Genomic DNA, 13184 nt, shown 5'->3' on the forward strand with positions numbered 1-13184 from the left:
GCTTGAGGCCCCGGCATCGCCTGCGTATAGACACAGGATAGAGGGCACATATCTGCCCCATCCTGCCCCGCACGATCGGGGCGATTGATAGGGGTAGACGCAGGGGATGCACATGATCGGGATCAAATCGATCGTACTGGCAGCTGGGCTGGCGATGTTGAGCGTTGGGGCGGCGCAAGCGGCACCCGCTGCGCCAGCCGCAAAGGCTGTGGCGGCCGCACCCGCCGCAACCGTGTCGCAGGATCCGATGCTCGCGGTCGACGGCGCGCCGGCCATGGCGATCGACCCCAAGGTCGGCCAGCCGGTTGACGGACTCATCACCATCCAGCCGCAAGTCACCCCCAATGGGCAGCAGGCGCTGTGGTTTCACAACACGCTGCTGATGCCCGTCATTACCGGCATTTGTATCCTGGTGCTGGTGCTGCTCGGCTGGGTGGCGCTGCGCTATCGCCGCGCGGCCAATCCAGTCGCCTCGAAGACGTCGCACAACACTATTCTCGAAGTGTTGTGGACCGGCATTCCGGTGCTGATCCTGCTCGGCCTCGCTTTGCCGTCGATCGGGCTGCTGCAGGCGCAGTACAAGCCCGCGCCCAAGAATGCGGTGACGCTGAAGGCGATCGGCAACCAATGGTATTGGACCTATCAATATCCCGATCATGGCGGGTTCGAGATCACCTCCAACATGCTCAAGGAAGCGGGGGAAATCGGCAAGGGCGAACGCGCCCGGACCGCGATCGACGGCCCGCGCCTGCTCGCTACCGACAATCGCGTCGTGCTGCCGGTCGGCGTGCCGATCCGCCTCATCACCACCGCCAATGACGTGATCCACAGCTGGGCAATCCCGGCCTTCTGGATCAAGCTCGATGCAGTGCCCGGCCGCCTGAACGAAACCAGCTTCACGATCAACAAGCCCGGCGTCTATTTCGGCGTCTGCTCGGAACTGTGCGGCGCGCGGCATGGCTATATGCCGATCACGGTCGAGGCGGTTAGCCCGGCGGTGTTCGCGCAGTGGATCAAGGCCAAGGGCGGCACCATGCCGGGTGCCGCGCCTGCGCCCGCCGCCGCGCCCGCAACCGCCACCGCTTCGATTGCCACCCCAGGCGCACCGGCCCCGACCGCTGCCGTCGTCACCGCTGGACAATAAGCCATGACCGACACCGCCCTCACCCCCAGCGCCTTCGAGGCGCATCATGATGACGCCCACGCGCATGACACGCATGAGATGTCGTTCTTCGCGCGCTGGTTCATGTCGACCAACCACAAGGACATCGGCACGCTGTACCTGATCTTCGCAATCGTCGCGGGGATCATCGGTGGTGGCATTTCGGGCCTGATGCGCCTCGAACTGGCGCAGCCGGGCATCCAGTATCTCGGCATCTGGGCAAGCTATTTGCCCGGCGGCGAGCAGGGCCTCGACCATTCGCTGCACCTGTGGAACGTGCTGATCACCGCGCACGGCATCATCATGGTGTTCTTCATGGTCATGCCCGCAATGATCGGCGGCTTCGGCAACTGGTTCGTGCCGATCATGATCGGCGCGCCCGACATGGCCTTCCCGCGGATGAACAACATCTCGTTCTGGCTGCTCATCCCCGCCTTCACGCTGCTGCTCGCCTCGCCCTTCTTCGGCGGTGCCGGTAACGGCTGGACGCTCTACGCGCCGCTCTCAACCTATGGCGAGCCTGGCCCGTCGACCGACATGGCGATCCTCGCGCTGCACTTGGCCGGTGCCTCGTCGATCCTCGGCGCGATCAACTTCATCACCACCATCTTCAACATGCGCGCGCCGGGCATGACGCTGCACAAGATGCCGCTGTTCGTGTGGTCGGTGCTGGTCACTGCCTTCCTGCTGCTGCTCTCGCTGCCGGTGCTGGCGGCAGCCATCACCATGCTGCTGACCGATCGCAATTTCGGCACCACCTTCTTCGACCCCGCCGGTGGCGGCGACCCGATCCTGTACCAGCATCTGTTCTGGTTCTTCGGCCACCCCGAAGTGTACATCATGATCCTGCCGGGCTTCGGCATCGTCAGCCAGGTGATCTCGACCTTCTCGAAAAAGCCCGTCTTCGGCTATCTCGGCATGGCGTACGCGATGGTCGCGATCGGCGTGGTCGGCTTCGTCGTGTGGGCGCACCACATGTTCACGACGGGCCTCAGCGTCAACACCAAGATGTACTTCACCGCGGCCACGATGGTGATCGCGGTGCCGACCGGCATCAAGATCTTCTCCTGGATCGCAACGATGTGGGGCGGCTCGCTCACCTTCAAGACGCCGATGCTGTGGGCGATCGGCTTCATCTTCATGTTCACCGTCGGCGGCGTCACCGGCGTGGTGCTCGCCAATGGCGGCATCGACGATTATATGCAGGACAGCTATTATGTGGTGGCGCATTTCCACTATGTGCTGTCGCTGGGCGCGGTCTTCTCGCTCTTCTCGGGTTTCTATTACTGGTTCCCGAAAATGACCGGCAAGATGTACAATGAGTTTCTCGGCCAGCTGCATTACTGGGTCTTCTTCGCCGGCGTGAACTTGCTGTTCTTCCCGATGCACTTCCTGGGCCTGCAGAACATGCAGCGCCGCGTGCCGGATTACACCGATGGCCTCGCGCATTGGAACTGGGTCGCCAGCATCGGCTATGCCGTGATGGCGGTCGGCATGGGTGTGTTCTTCGTCAACCTGATCTGGTCGTTGCTCGCGGGCAAGAAGGCGGGCGACAATCCGTGGGGCGAAGGTGCCACCACGCTCGAATGGACGCTGTCGAGCCCGCCGCCGTATCACCAGTTCGAAACGCTGCCCAAGATCGATTGATGTAATCCCCCTCCCGCGTGCGGGAGGGGACGTTTCTTATTCCCCTCCCGCTTGCGGGAGGGGCTAGGGGAGGGCCATGAACGCCCGCCCGACACAGCCCTCCCCCAACCCCTCCCGTAAGCGGGAGGGGAGGATCAATTCCATGACCACTGCCACCATACCGAGCACCACCCTCCCCGCCGACTGGCGCGATTTCTTCGCGCTGACCAAGCCGCGGGTGATGCGTTCGGTCGTGCTGACCGGGCTGTGCGGCATGCTGGCAGCGCCGGTGCATCTGCCGTTTGCGCTCGGCTTCACCGCCATCCTGTGCATCGCGCTGGCGGCGGGTGCGGCGGGCGCGCTCAACCAATGGTATGAATCGGACATCGATGCGCTGATGAAGCGCACCGCCAAGCGCCCGCTCCCAGCCGGCAAGATGGACCGCGAGACCGCGCTCCATTTCGGCGTCGGGCTCGGCGTGTTCTCGGTGCTGCTGATGGGCCTGGCGATCGGCCTGCTCGCGGGTGTTCTGCTGGCGGTGTCGATCCTGTTCTACGTGCTGATCTATACCGTCGGCCTCAAGCGGCTGACCCCGCAGAACATCGTCATTGGCGGCGCCGCCGGGGCCTTCCCGCCGCTGATCGGCTGGGTTGCCGCCACCGGCAGCCTTTCGACGCTGCCGCTACTGATGTTCGCGATCATCTTCCTGTGGACCCCGCCGCATAGCTGGGCGCTGGCACTGCTGATTCGCGAGGATTACGCCAAAGGCGGCGTGCCAATGCTCCCGGTGGTGGCGAGCGCCGCCACCACGCGCTGGCAGATGCTGTTCTACGCGGTGCTGATGGCCGCTGCCGCCGTTTCCCCCTGGGCGCTCGGGCTGGCCGGGATCACCTATGGCGCGGTCGCTACGATCGGCTCGGCATTGTTCCTCGGCCTCACGCTCTGGGTCGTGGTCGCGCGGGCGGGCACGCCCGCTGAAATGAAGGCCGAACGCTTCCTGTTCGTCTATTCGATCGGCTATATTCTGATGATCTTTATCTCCCTCGCAGTCGATCGGCTCATCGCATGACCCCGGACCCGCACAGCGACCTCGTCCGCAAGCGCCAGCGCAGCCGCGCCACCGCGCTTGCTTTGCTGCTCGGGGCATTCGTCGTGCTGGTGTTTGCGATCAGCATCGCCAAGATCCAGGCGGGGATGCCGCACTGATGGTGATCGACCGCAAACTGCGCACGGCGTTGTTCGCGGTCGCGGGCATTTGCTTCATGAGCGGGCTCGGCTGGGCGAGCATCCCGCTCTACCGCCTGTTCTGCCAGGCGACCGGCCTCAACGGCACCACGCAGCGTGGGCTGGTCGCGCCGGGCGCGGTCAACCGGCAGATCCGCATCGATTTCGACACCAATGTCGCCCCGCACATGCCGTGGAAGTTCGCGCCCGAGCATCCGTCCGAAACCGTCGATATTGGCGGGCGCGACATGGCGTTCTTCACCGCAACCAATACCTCGGACCATCCGATCACGGGCACCGCGACCTACAACGTCACCCCGGCGCAAGCGGGCAAATATTTTACCAAAATCCAGTGCTTCTGCTTCACCCAGCAAACGCTGAAACCGGGCGAAACCGCGCGTATGCCGGTGATCTTCTTCGTCGACCCGAAGATCCTTGCCGATCCGGATGCGAACGACGTGCAGACGATTACACTCAGTTACACTTTTTACCCGGTGGATTCCACCAAAGCCAAGAGCTAGAACCGAACGACAAAAGAGGACGAGGGACAGATGGCCGGCGCCAAGAACCACGATTACCACATCCTTCCCCCCAGCATCTGGCCCTTGGCCGGGGCGATGGCGGCGCTCGCCATGGCATCGGGCGGCATCATGTGGATGCATTCGGCGGCCGGGGGCGGCGCGGTCTTCTTCGCTGGCGTCGCGGGCGTGCTGGCGGTGATGTACGGCTGGTGGCGTCAGGTCATTATCGAGGCGCATGCGGGCGACCATACCCCGGTCGTGCAATTGCACCTGCGCTACGGCATGATCCTGTTCATCGCCTCCGAAGTGATGTTCTTCGTCGGCTGGTTCTGGGCGTTCTTCGACTTTTCGCTGTTCCCCGCGCACATCGTCTATGATTCGGTGACCAAGACCGCTTCGGTCGCCGCCGATGTGGCGGCGCAATGGCCGCCCAAGGGCCTGGAAGTCATCGACCCCTTCCGCTTCCCGCTGCTCAACACGCTGATCCTGTTGACCAGCGGCACAACGATCACCTGGGCGCACCACGCGCTGATCCATGGCGACCGTGACGGCCTGAAGAAGGGACTGTGGGTTACGATCATCCTCGGCCTGCTGTTCAGCTCGATCCAGGCCTATGAATATGCCGACGCGCCCTTCCCCTTTAAGGGCCTGAACTATGGCGCGTCCTTCTTCATGGCGACCGGGTTCCACGGCTTCCACGTGATGATCGGCACGATCTTCCTGATCGTCTGCCAGATCCGCGTTTATCGTGGTGACTTCACTCCGCAGCAGCATTTCGGCTTCGAAGCCGCCGCCTGGTATTGGCATTTCGTCGACGTGGTGTGGCTGTTCCTGTTCGTTTCTATCTATGTCTGGGGTGGCTGGGGCGCGCCCATCCACGCCGGCTGATCGCGATCCGATGACCGAGGTGCGGGCCGAGGCCGTAACGCCGACGCCCGAACCGGCCCCCCTGCCCGCCGCGTTCAAGGGCCTGTGCCCACGCTGCGGCGCACCGGGCTTGTTCAAGGGCTGGCTGGCTTTTGCCGATCGCTGCCCGGCGTGCGGGCTCGATTACACCCGCTTCAATGTCGGGGACGGCCCCGCCGCGCTGCTGGTGCTGCTGCTCGGCGCGATCGTGGTGGGCGCCGCGATCACGATCCAGCTGACGCTCGCCCCGCCGATCTGGCTGCAACTCATCCTCTGGGTGCCGGTGACCATCGCCGCGGTGATCGGTGCCTTGCGCGTCGCCAAAGCAGCCTTGCTCGGTTCGGAATATCGCACCGCAGCGCGCGAGGGTCGCATGACGCCCATCGAACCGAAACCATGAAGCGCATTCCCGTTCTGCCGACCCTGCTCGTCGCCCTCGCCATCGCCGCGATGATCGCGCTCGGCGTCTGGCAATTGCAGCGCCGCGCCGAGAAGGAAGCGCAGCTCGTCCAGTACGCCCGCAACATCACGCTGCCGCCAATCGCCTTCCCGCGCATCCCGGTCGATGAGGATGGCAGCCTGCTGTTCCGCCGCGCCAGCGCCTTCTGCCTGGAGCCGGTCAGCTTCCGCATCGAAGGCGGGCGCAATGCGCGCGGCGGCACTGGCTGGCGACAGATCGCCGAATGCCGCACCGGCGCGGAAGGTCCCGGCTTCACCGTGCAGATCGGCTTCGGCAATGACCCGCACGCCAAGCCGAACTGGAAGGGCGGTCCGGTGCGCGGCTATATCTCGCACGTCCCCGGCCACGCCCCGCTGATCGCCTCCGCTTTTGGCACTACGCCCAAGATGCTGATGCTCGTCGCCGATCCCCCCGCCGCCGGGCTCGACCCCAATCCCGCGCCCGATCTGTCGGCGGTGCCCAACAATCACCTCGCTTATGCGGTGCAGTGGTTCATCTTCGCTGGACTCGCCGCCATCATCTATGCGCTGGCGCTGCGGCGGCGGACGGTTGCCCCGGCGGCTCCACCTCGCTAACCGCAGGGGCCATGCGCTACACAAGCACGCGCGGCTCCGCGCCCACCCTCGATTTCCGCGACGTCACGCTCGCGGGCCTGGCCAAAGACGGCGGACTCTATCTGCCCGAAAGCTGGCCGAGCTTCTCGACCGAACAGATCGCCGCGTTGCGCGGCCTGTCCTATGTCGACACCGCCGTCGCGGTGATGCTGCCCTTCGTCGAGGGCACACTCAGCGAAGCCGATCTGCGCGCGCTGTGCTCCCAGGCTTATGGCCGCTTCGCCCATGCCGCCGTGGTGCCGCTGGTCCAGCTCGATCCGCAAAACTGGCTGCTGGAGCTGTTCCACGGCCCCACGCTCGCCTTCAAGGACGTCGCGCTGCAGTTGCTGGGGCTGTTGTTCGAGCGCTTCCTCACCGGCAGCAGCCAGCAAGTCACCGTGATCGGCGCGACCTCGGGCGATACGGGCTCCGCCGCGATCGACGCGCTGGCGGGCCGCGCCGGGGTCGATGTGTTCATGCTCCACCCCAAGGGCCGTGTGTCGGAGGTGCAGCGCCGCCAGATGACCACCGTCATCGCCCCCAACATCCACAATATCGCGCTGGAGAATGCCAGCTTCGACGATGCGCAGGCGCTGGTGAAGGCGATGTTCAACGACCCCGCTTTCTCGGGCAAGTTCGCGCTGTCGGCGGTCAATTCGATCAACTGGGCGCGGCTGATGGCGCAGGTGGTCTATTATTTCTACGCCGCCGTGCGTTTGGGCGCGCCCGAGCGCCCCGTCGCCTTTTCGGTGCCGACCGGCAATTTCGGTGACGTGTTTGCAGGCTATGTCGCCGCCAAGATGGGCCTGCCCGTCGCCAAATTGATCGTCGCGACCAACGTCAACGACATCCTCCACCGTGCGCTCAGCGCCGGCGACTATTCGCAAGGCACCGTCGTGCCGACGCCAAGCCCGTCGATGGACATTCAGGTGTCGAGCAATTTCGAACGGCTGCTGTTCGATCTCGGCGGGCGCGACGGCCCCGCACTCGCCGAGCAGATGCGCGGCTTCGAATCGACCAAGGCGATGCGGCTGACCAATGCGCAGCGCGAAGGCGCCGCCGCTTTGTTCGGCAGCGACCGCGTCGATCTCGACGACATGGCGCTGGCGATGCGCTGGGCGCATGAAGCGAGCGCCCAAGTGATCGATCCGCACACCGCGATCGGCCTCGCCGCCGCGCGCCGCGCCGGGTTACCGGTCGATGTGCCGGTGGTGACACTGGCAACCGCCCACCCCGCCAAATTCGGCGACGCGGTCGAACGCGCCACCGGCCAGCGCCCCGCGCTTCCCGCCCGCATCGGCGATCTGATGGACCGCGAGGAACGCTATGCCTCGCTGCCGGGCACGTTCGAGGCGGTCACCACCTATATCGCCGAACGCGCGAGCGCGCGGTGAGCGTGGTCACGCCCTCCTCCCCTCCCTGGAAGGGAGGGGTCGGGGGTGGGTCGGCCCGTGGAGAGCACGCCGCCTGCCCTAGACCTACCCACCCCCAGCCCCTCCCTTCCAGGGAGGGGAGCAAGAAGCCATGACCAATCTCATCACCCTCATCACCGAACCCTGGCCCGATTACGGCCTCGTCGACTCCGGCCATGGCCGCAAGCTCGAGCGCTATGGCCGCTTCCGCTTCATCCGCCCCGAACCGCAGGCGATGTGGGCCCCGGCGTCGGACAGTTGGGAAGCCGATGGCGATTTCATCGGCGCGTCGGATGAAGAAGGCGGCGGGCGCTGGCATTTGTCGCGCGATGTGCCGCGCGGCGGCTGGCATGTGCGCTGGGAGGAAGTGCTGTTCCTCGCGCAGAACACCCCTTTCCGCCATCTCGCTTTCTTCCCCGACATGGCCCCGCAATGGCAATGGATGCGCGGCCGCGTCGCCGAGGGCGATCAGGTGCTCAACCTGTTCGGCTATACCGGGGTCGGCACGCTCGCGCTCGCCGCCAAGGGGGCGGCGATGACGCATGTCGATGCCTCCAAGAAATCGGTCGAGGCGGGCAAGGCCAACGCCTTCCTTTCGGACATGGCCGATCGCCCGATTCGCTGGATGGTCGACGACGCCGCCAAATTCGCCGCACGCGAAGTCAGGCGCGGCAAGCGGTACGACGGCATCTTCCTCGATCCGCCCAAATTCGGGCGCGGGCCTGATGGCGAAGTGTGGCGGCTGGAAGAGGGGCTGCCCGGCCTGATCGCCGATTGCCGACGTTTGCTCGACCAGGACAGCAAGTTCCTGGTACTAACCGTCTATGCCGTGCGGATGTCGGCACTGGCGATCGGTGAGGTGGTGCGTCAGGCACTTGCCGATCTCGGCGGCACGGTCGAAGTCGGCGAAATGGCGGTGCGCGAGGAAGCGCGCGGGCTGTTGCTGCCCACCGCCATCTTCGCGCGCTGGTCGCGTTAAACCCGTCGCGCCCGCCCGCTCGCCTCATCATATTGGATGGAATGATGGCTCCGCCTCTTTTCTTGGCGTTTGCCGCGCCACACTTATGCCGCTAATGCGCGGCAATGGAGCCGCCGGAACCGGTCAAAAAGCGGACAAACGCGCCACGTGGATAACATTACGACTGGGCCGACGATCGGCGTTTCGACGCAGAGCGTGACCGCGCATATGACCTTGCCGCCAATGCCTGGCCTGTCCGGGGTGCCCGATCTTGCCGGTCTGGAGCCGATGGCACCGCTGACCCGACGCTGGCCGTCCTATCTGGGGGCCGCCGTCACCGTCGTGATGATCGTGTGGCTGGCGCTGAAGCTGCGCGCGCTCGGCGTGGACAATCTGGTTTCGGCACTGCCGAGCAACCCGCTTTTCTACCTCTTCTTTGGCCTGCTCTATATCTCGCCGGTCACGGGCGACTTCATCATCTTCCGCAAATTGTGGGGGATTCCGGCGGCGGGCTTTGTCGCGCTGACCAAAAAACGCATCGCCAACGATGTGCTCAATTATTCGGGCGAGGCGTATTTCTACGCCTGGGCGCGGCAACGCTCGTCAATGGTGGCGGCCCCGTTCGGCGCCGTAAAAGACGTCAGCATCCTGTCGGCGATTGCCGGCAACATGGTCACGCTCGCGATGATCGCGGTGGCAATGCCGCTCGGCGTGGGGCTGCTGACCGAACAGCAATTGCACAATGCGATCTGGTCGGTGGTCGTGGTGTTCGCGATGTCGCTGCCCTTCCTGATCTTTTCCAAGCGCGTCTTCTCGCTGCCGCGCGCGACCTTGTGGTGGATCTTCGGCGTGCATTGCCTGCGGCTGATCGCAGGATCGGTGCTGATCGCCTTTGCCTGGCATTATGGCTTGCCGAGCGTCTCGCTTGGCATGTGGCTGCTGCTGTCGGCGGCACGGCTGATCGTCGGGCGTCTGCCACTTGTGCCGAACAAAGACCTTCTTTTCGCCACCTTCGCCACCCTATTGATCGGTCAGGACGCAGCCTTGTCGGTGCTGATCGCGGTCACCGCGGCGCTGCCGTTGCTGGTCCATGTTGTGCTCGTCGCGATGTTCGGGCTGGTCGACTTGGTGAGAAAGAGTTGAAAATGGTGCGCAAGGTTTTGATGGCGGCGGCAATCACCGGCGCAGCGATTCTGCCCGTCACGGCCAGCGCCGCGCAGATTCTGGGTAGCGACGCCGCAGCCTGCACCTCGGGCGGCCCCGCGATTCGCGTGACCGTCGACGGGCTGAAGGATCGCACCGGCGAATTGAAGCTCGAACTGTTCCCCGCCAACGACGCCGATTTCCTGAAGGACGATCGCGATCTGATCAAGGAAGGCAAGTTCTTCCGCCGCGTGCGCCTGCCCACCCCGGCCAGCGGCCCGATCGTGCTGTGCATCCGCGTGCCGACGCCTGGCCCCTATGCCTTGCTGTTCACGCACAATCGCGACGGCAAGAACAAGTTCAACCTGTGGCAGGATGGCGCAGGCTTCCCGACCAACGCGCGGCTCGGCCGGTCGCGCCCCAAGGTTGCCATGGCGCGGATCGTCGTGCCGCAGGGGGTGGTATCCACCGAGATTCGGGCGCAATATCTGCGCGGGCTCGGGGGGTTCGGGCCGCTCAAGGACGAATAGACGCCATGCGGATCGTCGACGTCAACGAATTCTACTCGCCGACCGGCGGGGGTGTGCGCACCTATATCGATCGCAAGATGGGCATCATGTCCGATCTCGGGCATGAGCTGATTGTGCTCGCGCCCGGTCGCGAGAATGCGGTCGAGGAGCGTCCAGGCGGCGGCAAGGTGATCTGGATCCAGACCGGGCATTTGCCGCTCGACCAGAATTACGGGCTGTTCTGGGAATCGGCCCCGATCCTGAAGCTGCTCGACCAGTTGCAGCCCGATGTCGTTGAAACCTCCTCGCCGTGGCGCTTGCCCTGGGTGATCGGCAAGTGGCAGCCGAAATATGAGGGCGGTGCAGTGAAGAGCTTCTTCCTGCACAATGACAATATGGCGGCCTATGCGCTGCGCTGGTTTGAAGGCCTCGCGCCGCAGGAGCGGATCGAGCGCGCCTTCTCCTGGTACAGCCGCTATATGAGCGGCTTCCTCCAGCATTTCGACGCGGTCGTCACCAACGGCCCGGCGCTCGAAAAGCGCTTGAAGGCGCGCGGTGTGCGGATCGATGCAGCGATGCCGCTGGGGATCGAACGCGGCCATTTCTCGCCCGATCTGCGCGACGATCGCTTGCGCGCCGCCTTGCTCGCGCAATGCGCCCTGCCGCCGAGCGGGCATTTACTGCTGGGGCTGGGCCGCCATCATCCCGAAAAACGCTGGCGACTGGTGATTGACGCGGTCGAGCGCGCCGGTTCGGATTTGCCGGTCGGGTTGATCCTGCTCGGCACCGGCGTCGAAAGCCGCCAGATCGAGGCGCGTATCGCGGGTTCGCCGCATATCCGCATGTTCCGCCCGGTCTATGACCGCGAACGCCTCGCGCGCATCGTCGCGAGCTGCGACGCGTTGATCCACGGCTCCGAAGCGGAGCCGTTCGGGCTGGTCGCGTCCGAAGCGATGGCGGGCGGCTTGCCGCTGATCGTGCCTGATACCGGCGGCTGCGCAGAGGTTGCCGACCGCCATGCGTCCGAATTCTACACCGCGCGCGACGCGCAAAGCGCGGCGGCGGCGATCCACCGGCTGTTCGCGCGCGACCAGCGCGTACTGCGCCGTGCCGTGCTGGTGGCGGCCACCAAGGTTCGCAGCGACCGCGACCATGCCGTCGAACTGATGGACTATTATCAGGGGCTGGTCGACGCCAAGCGCAATGGAGCGATGCTCAAGGTCGCCTGACGTACAAGCGGAAGCGCGTGCTGTTGATCGCCACCGTCCGATACCCTCGCGCGATCGCCCAGTGTTCGAGCAAGGCATCGGTGTCGCTGTCACCCGCCGTCCACGGGGCCTCACCACCAATCAGGACGGCGGCAGGGGGCGCGCGATCTAGGTCGGCTGGACGATCGGCCGACACGACATGGAAGCGCGGCTCGATCGCCGGGTCGGCGAGCTGGTGGGTGCGGTAATAAAACGGGCCAGCCGCGAAACGCCGGTCGGGCAAACGCCCGGTTACGCCGAGAAACTGCGGCGACAGCGTTGCGACCGGGCCCTGTACGCCAGCCGAGTCGAGCGCGGTGCGGATCGCCCGTCCCTCGCGCAAGGCAACCAGCATCGATGACCCGTCCAGCGCCTGGACCGCCGCCGCCACGCTCGGCGCGAGGCCAGCGAAGATCGTCACCACGGTAAGGATCCGCAGCCCGCGCCCCGGCGGTGCCCGGTCCCACACCAATGCCAGCACAACGAACAGCGGCGGCAGAACCGGCAGCAGATATTGCCGCCAGGTGGGGAACGGCAGCAGCGCGGCGACCAAACCAGCCAGCACCAGCCACTCGACCACGCCGGGCCACATCAAACGGCGGCGCACCAGCACCAGCGCGAGCAAAGCAGGCCCGAGCGCGAAGAACTTCAGCGCATCGACCGCCTTGGCGAGATAGGACATCTTCCACGATCCCGGCGTGTAATATTCTGCCGGAGCCAGCGCCGGGAAGCGCAGTGTGCCGAACACAAAGGCGTCGGGTGCGATCGCCCAGGTCCAGGCGACAAACGCCACCATCGGCATCGCTCCGGCCAGCACCGCGAGCGGGCGGTGCCGTCGATCGATGAGCGCATACACCCCGTAAGCCGCCGCAGGCAGCGCGTAGGACACTTTCGCCGCCCCAGCTGCGGCCAGCAACAGCCCGATCAGCACCGCCTGTCCCGCGCTGCCACGCCCCTGCTGTGCCCGCACGATCGGCACCAGCGCAGCAGCGAGCAAGGCCGCAGGCAAGGCGTCGTTGCGGGCAGTGGCGATGCTGAACAACAGGATATCGCTCAGCGCGAGCAACCCCGCCGCGATCAGCGCAGCGCGCGCGGAGGCCCCGGCCTCGCGCGTCGCGCGCCAGACACAGCCGACCAGCACCGCGCCGAGCGTAGCATTGAGCAGCCGCAGCGCGGGCCACACCCACGGCCCGGCCAGCCACGCGACAGGCGCAAACAGGAACGGCTGCAACGGCGTCTGCAAATAGGCAAAGTCACGAAAGGGCAGATATCCGTGCGCGGTGAGCACGGCCGCCGCGACATATTGGCTCTCATCATGATCGACCGAGCGGATCAGCGCGCAGAGCGTGAAAAATACCAAGACACCCGCGCCGTAACGCCAGGGAAATAGCACCGGATCGGTCGTTCGCTCGTCCATCGGGCG

14 protein-coding genes are annotated in these 13184 nt (G+C 65.4%); 13 read left to right on the forward strand and 1 reads right to left on the reverse strand.

Features of this window, described 5'->3' with window-relative positions; all coding sequences use genetic code 11:
* The first annotated feature begins 112 nt into the window (after positions 1-112).
* The 13 genes from coxB to H4W01_RS16895 all read left to right on the forward strand — a co-directional run bounded on the left by coxB (position 113) and on the right by H4W01_RS16895 (position 11743).
* On the forward strand, positions 113-1144 hold the full coding sequence (gene coxB, locus H4W01_RS16835) for a cytochrome c oxidase subunit II (RefSeq protein WP_209612563.1): 1032 nt from the start codon (positions 113-115) through the stop codon (positions 1142-1144).
* A gap of 3 nt (positions 1145-1147) precedes the next feature.
* Positions 1148-2809: a cytochrome c oxidase subunit I gene (ctaD, locus tag H4W01_RS16840; protein WP_209612564.1), complete on the forward strand. Its 1662-nt coding sequence runs from the start codon at positions 1148-1150 to the stop codon at positions 2807-2809.
* 142 nt (positions 2810-2951) lie between these two features.
* On the forward strand, positions 2952-3857 hold the full coding sequence (locus H4W01_RS16845; protein ID WP_209612565.1) for a heme o synthase: 906 nt from the start codon (positions 2952-2954) through the stop codon (positions 3855-3857).
* Positions 3854-3994 (forward strand): hypothetical protein, encoded by a 141-nt coding sequence (locus H4W01_RS16850; RefSeq protein ID WP_010405120.1) that lies wholly within the window; start codon positions 3854-3856, stop codon positions 3992-3994. The genes H4W01_RS16845 and H4W01_RS16850 overlap by 4 nt, the downstream gene beginning before the upstream one ends.
* The gene (locus H4W01_RS16855; protein ID WP_010405123.1) at positions 3994-4533 is read left to right on the forward strand and encodes a cytochrome c oxidase assembly protein; all 540 of its coding nucleotides are present in this window, start codon (positions 3994-3996) and stop codon (positions 4531-4533) included. Before H4W01_RS16850 ends, H4W01_RS16855 begins: the two co-directional genes overlap by 1 nt.
* A 30-nt stretch (positions 4534-4563) precedes the next feature.
* Entirely contained in the window at positions 4564-5421 is an 858-nt protein-coding gene (locus H4W01_RS16860) for a cytochrome c oxidase subunit 3 (protein ID WP_209612566.1), read from the forward strand.
* A gap of 10 nt (positions 5422-5431) precedes the next feature.
* Complete coding sequence (locus tag H4W01_RS16865; RefSeq protein WP_209612567.1) at positions 5432-5839, forward strand: DUF983 domain-containing protein; 408 nt, start codon at positions 5432-5434, stop codon at positions 5837-5839.
* Positions 5836-6474 (forward strand): SURF1 family protein, encoded by a 639-nt coding sequence (locus tag H4W01_RS16870; RefSeq protein ID WP_209612568.1) that lies wholly within the window; start codon positions 5836-5838, stop codon positions 6472-6474. The genes H4W01_RS16865 and H4W01_RS16870 overlap by 4 nt, the downstream gene beginning before the upstream one ends.
* A gap of 11 nt (positions 6475-6485) precedes the next feature.
* Positions 6486-7886, forward strand: coding sequence for a threonine synthase (thrC, locus tag H4W01_RS16875; protein ID WP_209612569.1), 1401 nt, complete (start codon positions 6486-6488; stop codon positions 7884-7886).
* 130 nt (positions 7887-8016) lie between these two features.
* A complete protein-coding gene (locus H4W01_RS16880; RefSeq protein WP_209612570.1) occupies positions 8017-8883 on the forward strand; it encodes a class I SAM-dependent methyltransferase in 867 nt (288 codons plus the stop codon).
* A 147-nt stretch (positions 8884-9030) separates the two neighbouring features.
* Entirely contained in the window at positions 9031-10005 is a 975-nt protein-coding gene (locus tag H4W01_RS16885) for a hypothetical protein (protein WP_010405135.1), read from the forward strand.
* Positions 10006-10007: 2 nt separating this feature from the next.
* Positions 10008-10535 (forward strand): DUF2141 domain-containing protein, encoded by a 528-nt coding sequence (locus tag H4W01_RS16890; RefSeq protein ID WP_209612571.1) that lies wholly within the window; start codon positions 10008-10010, stop codon positions 10533-10535.
* A gap of 5 nt (positions 10536-10540) precedes the next feature.
* On the forward strand, positions 10541-11743 hold the full coding sequence (locus H4W01_RS16895; RefSeq protein ID WP_209612572.1) for a glycosyltransferase: 1203 nt from the start codon (positions 10541-10543) through the stop codon (positions 11741-11743).
* Here the strand turns inward: H4W01_RS16895 and H4W01_RS16900 are convergent.
* Complete coding sequence (locus H4W01_RS16900; protein WP_209612573.1) at positions 11730-13178, reverse strand: DUF2029 domain-containing protein; 1449 nt, start codon at positions 13176-13178, stop codon at positions 11730-11732. The two genes, H4W01_RS16895 and H4W01_RS16900, sit on opposite strands and share 14 nt — an antisense overlap.
* Positions 13179-13184 lie beyond the last annotated feature (6 nt).

The organism is Sphingomonas sp. PL20 (assembly GCF_017875905.1).
Taxonomy (GTDB): Bacteria; Pseudomonadota; Alphaproteobacteria; order Sphingomonadales; family Sphingomonadaceae; genus Sphingomonas; species Sphingomonas echinoides.

Excerpts from the sequence above, each read along its gene's own strand:
- coxB (WP_209612563.1), top strand. The coding sequence starts at position 113 with ATGATCGGGATCAAATCGATCGTACTGGCAGCTGGGCTGGCGATGTTG.
- ctaD (WP_209612564.1), top strand. The coding sequence starts at position 1,148 with ATGACCGACACCGCCCTCACCCCCAGCGCCTTCGAGGCGCATCATGAT.
- H4W01_RS16845 (WP_209612565.1), top strand. The coding sequence starts at position 2,952 with ATGACCACTGCCACCATACCGAGCACCACCCTCCCCGCCGACTGGCGC.
- H4W01_RS16850 (WP_010405120.1), top strand. The coding sequence starts at position 3,854 with ATGACCCCGGACCCGCACAGCGACCTCGTCCGCAAGCGCCAGCGCAGC.
- H4W01_RS16855 (WP_010405123.1), top strand. The coding sequence starts at position 3,994 with ATGGTGATCGACCGCAAACTGCGCACGGCGTTGTTCGCGGTCGCGGGC.
- H4W01_RS16860 (WP_209612566.1), top strand. The coding sequence starts at position 4,564 with ATGGCCGGCGCCAAGAACCACGATTACCACATCCTTCCCCCCAGCATC.
- H4W01_RS16865 (WP_209612567.1), top strand. The coding sequence starts at position 5,432 with ATGACCGAGGTGCGGGCCGAGGCCGTAACGCCGACGCCCGAACCGGCC.
- H4W01_RS16870 (WP_209612568.1), top strand. The coding sequence starts at position 5,836 with ATGAAGCGCATTCCCGTTCTGCCGACCCTGCTCGTCGCCCTCGCCATC.
- thrC (WP_209612569.1), top strand. The coding sequence starts at position 6,486 with ATGCGCTACACAAGCACGCGCGGCTCCGCGCCCACCCTCGATTTCCGC.
- H4W01_RS16880 (WP_209612570.1), top strand. The coding sequence starts at position 8,017 with ATGACCAATCTCATCACCCTCATCACCGAACCCTGGCCCGATTACGGC.
- H4W01_RS16890 (WP_209612571.1), top strand. The coding sequence starts at position 10,008 with ATGGTGCGCAAGGTTTTGATGGCGGCGGCAATCACCGGCGCAGCGATT.
- H4W01_RS16895 (WP_209612572.1), top strand. The coding sequence starts at position 10,541 with ATGCGGATCGTCGACGTCAACGAATTCTACTCGCCGACCGGCGGGGGT.
- H4W01_RS16900 (WP_209612573.1), bottom strand. The coding sequence starts at position 13,178 with ATGGACGAGCGAACGACCGATCCGGTGCTATTTCCCTGGCGTTACGGC.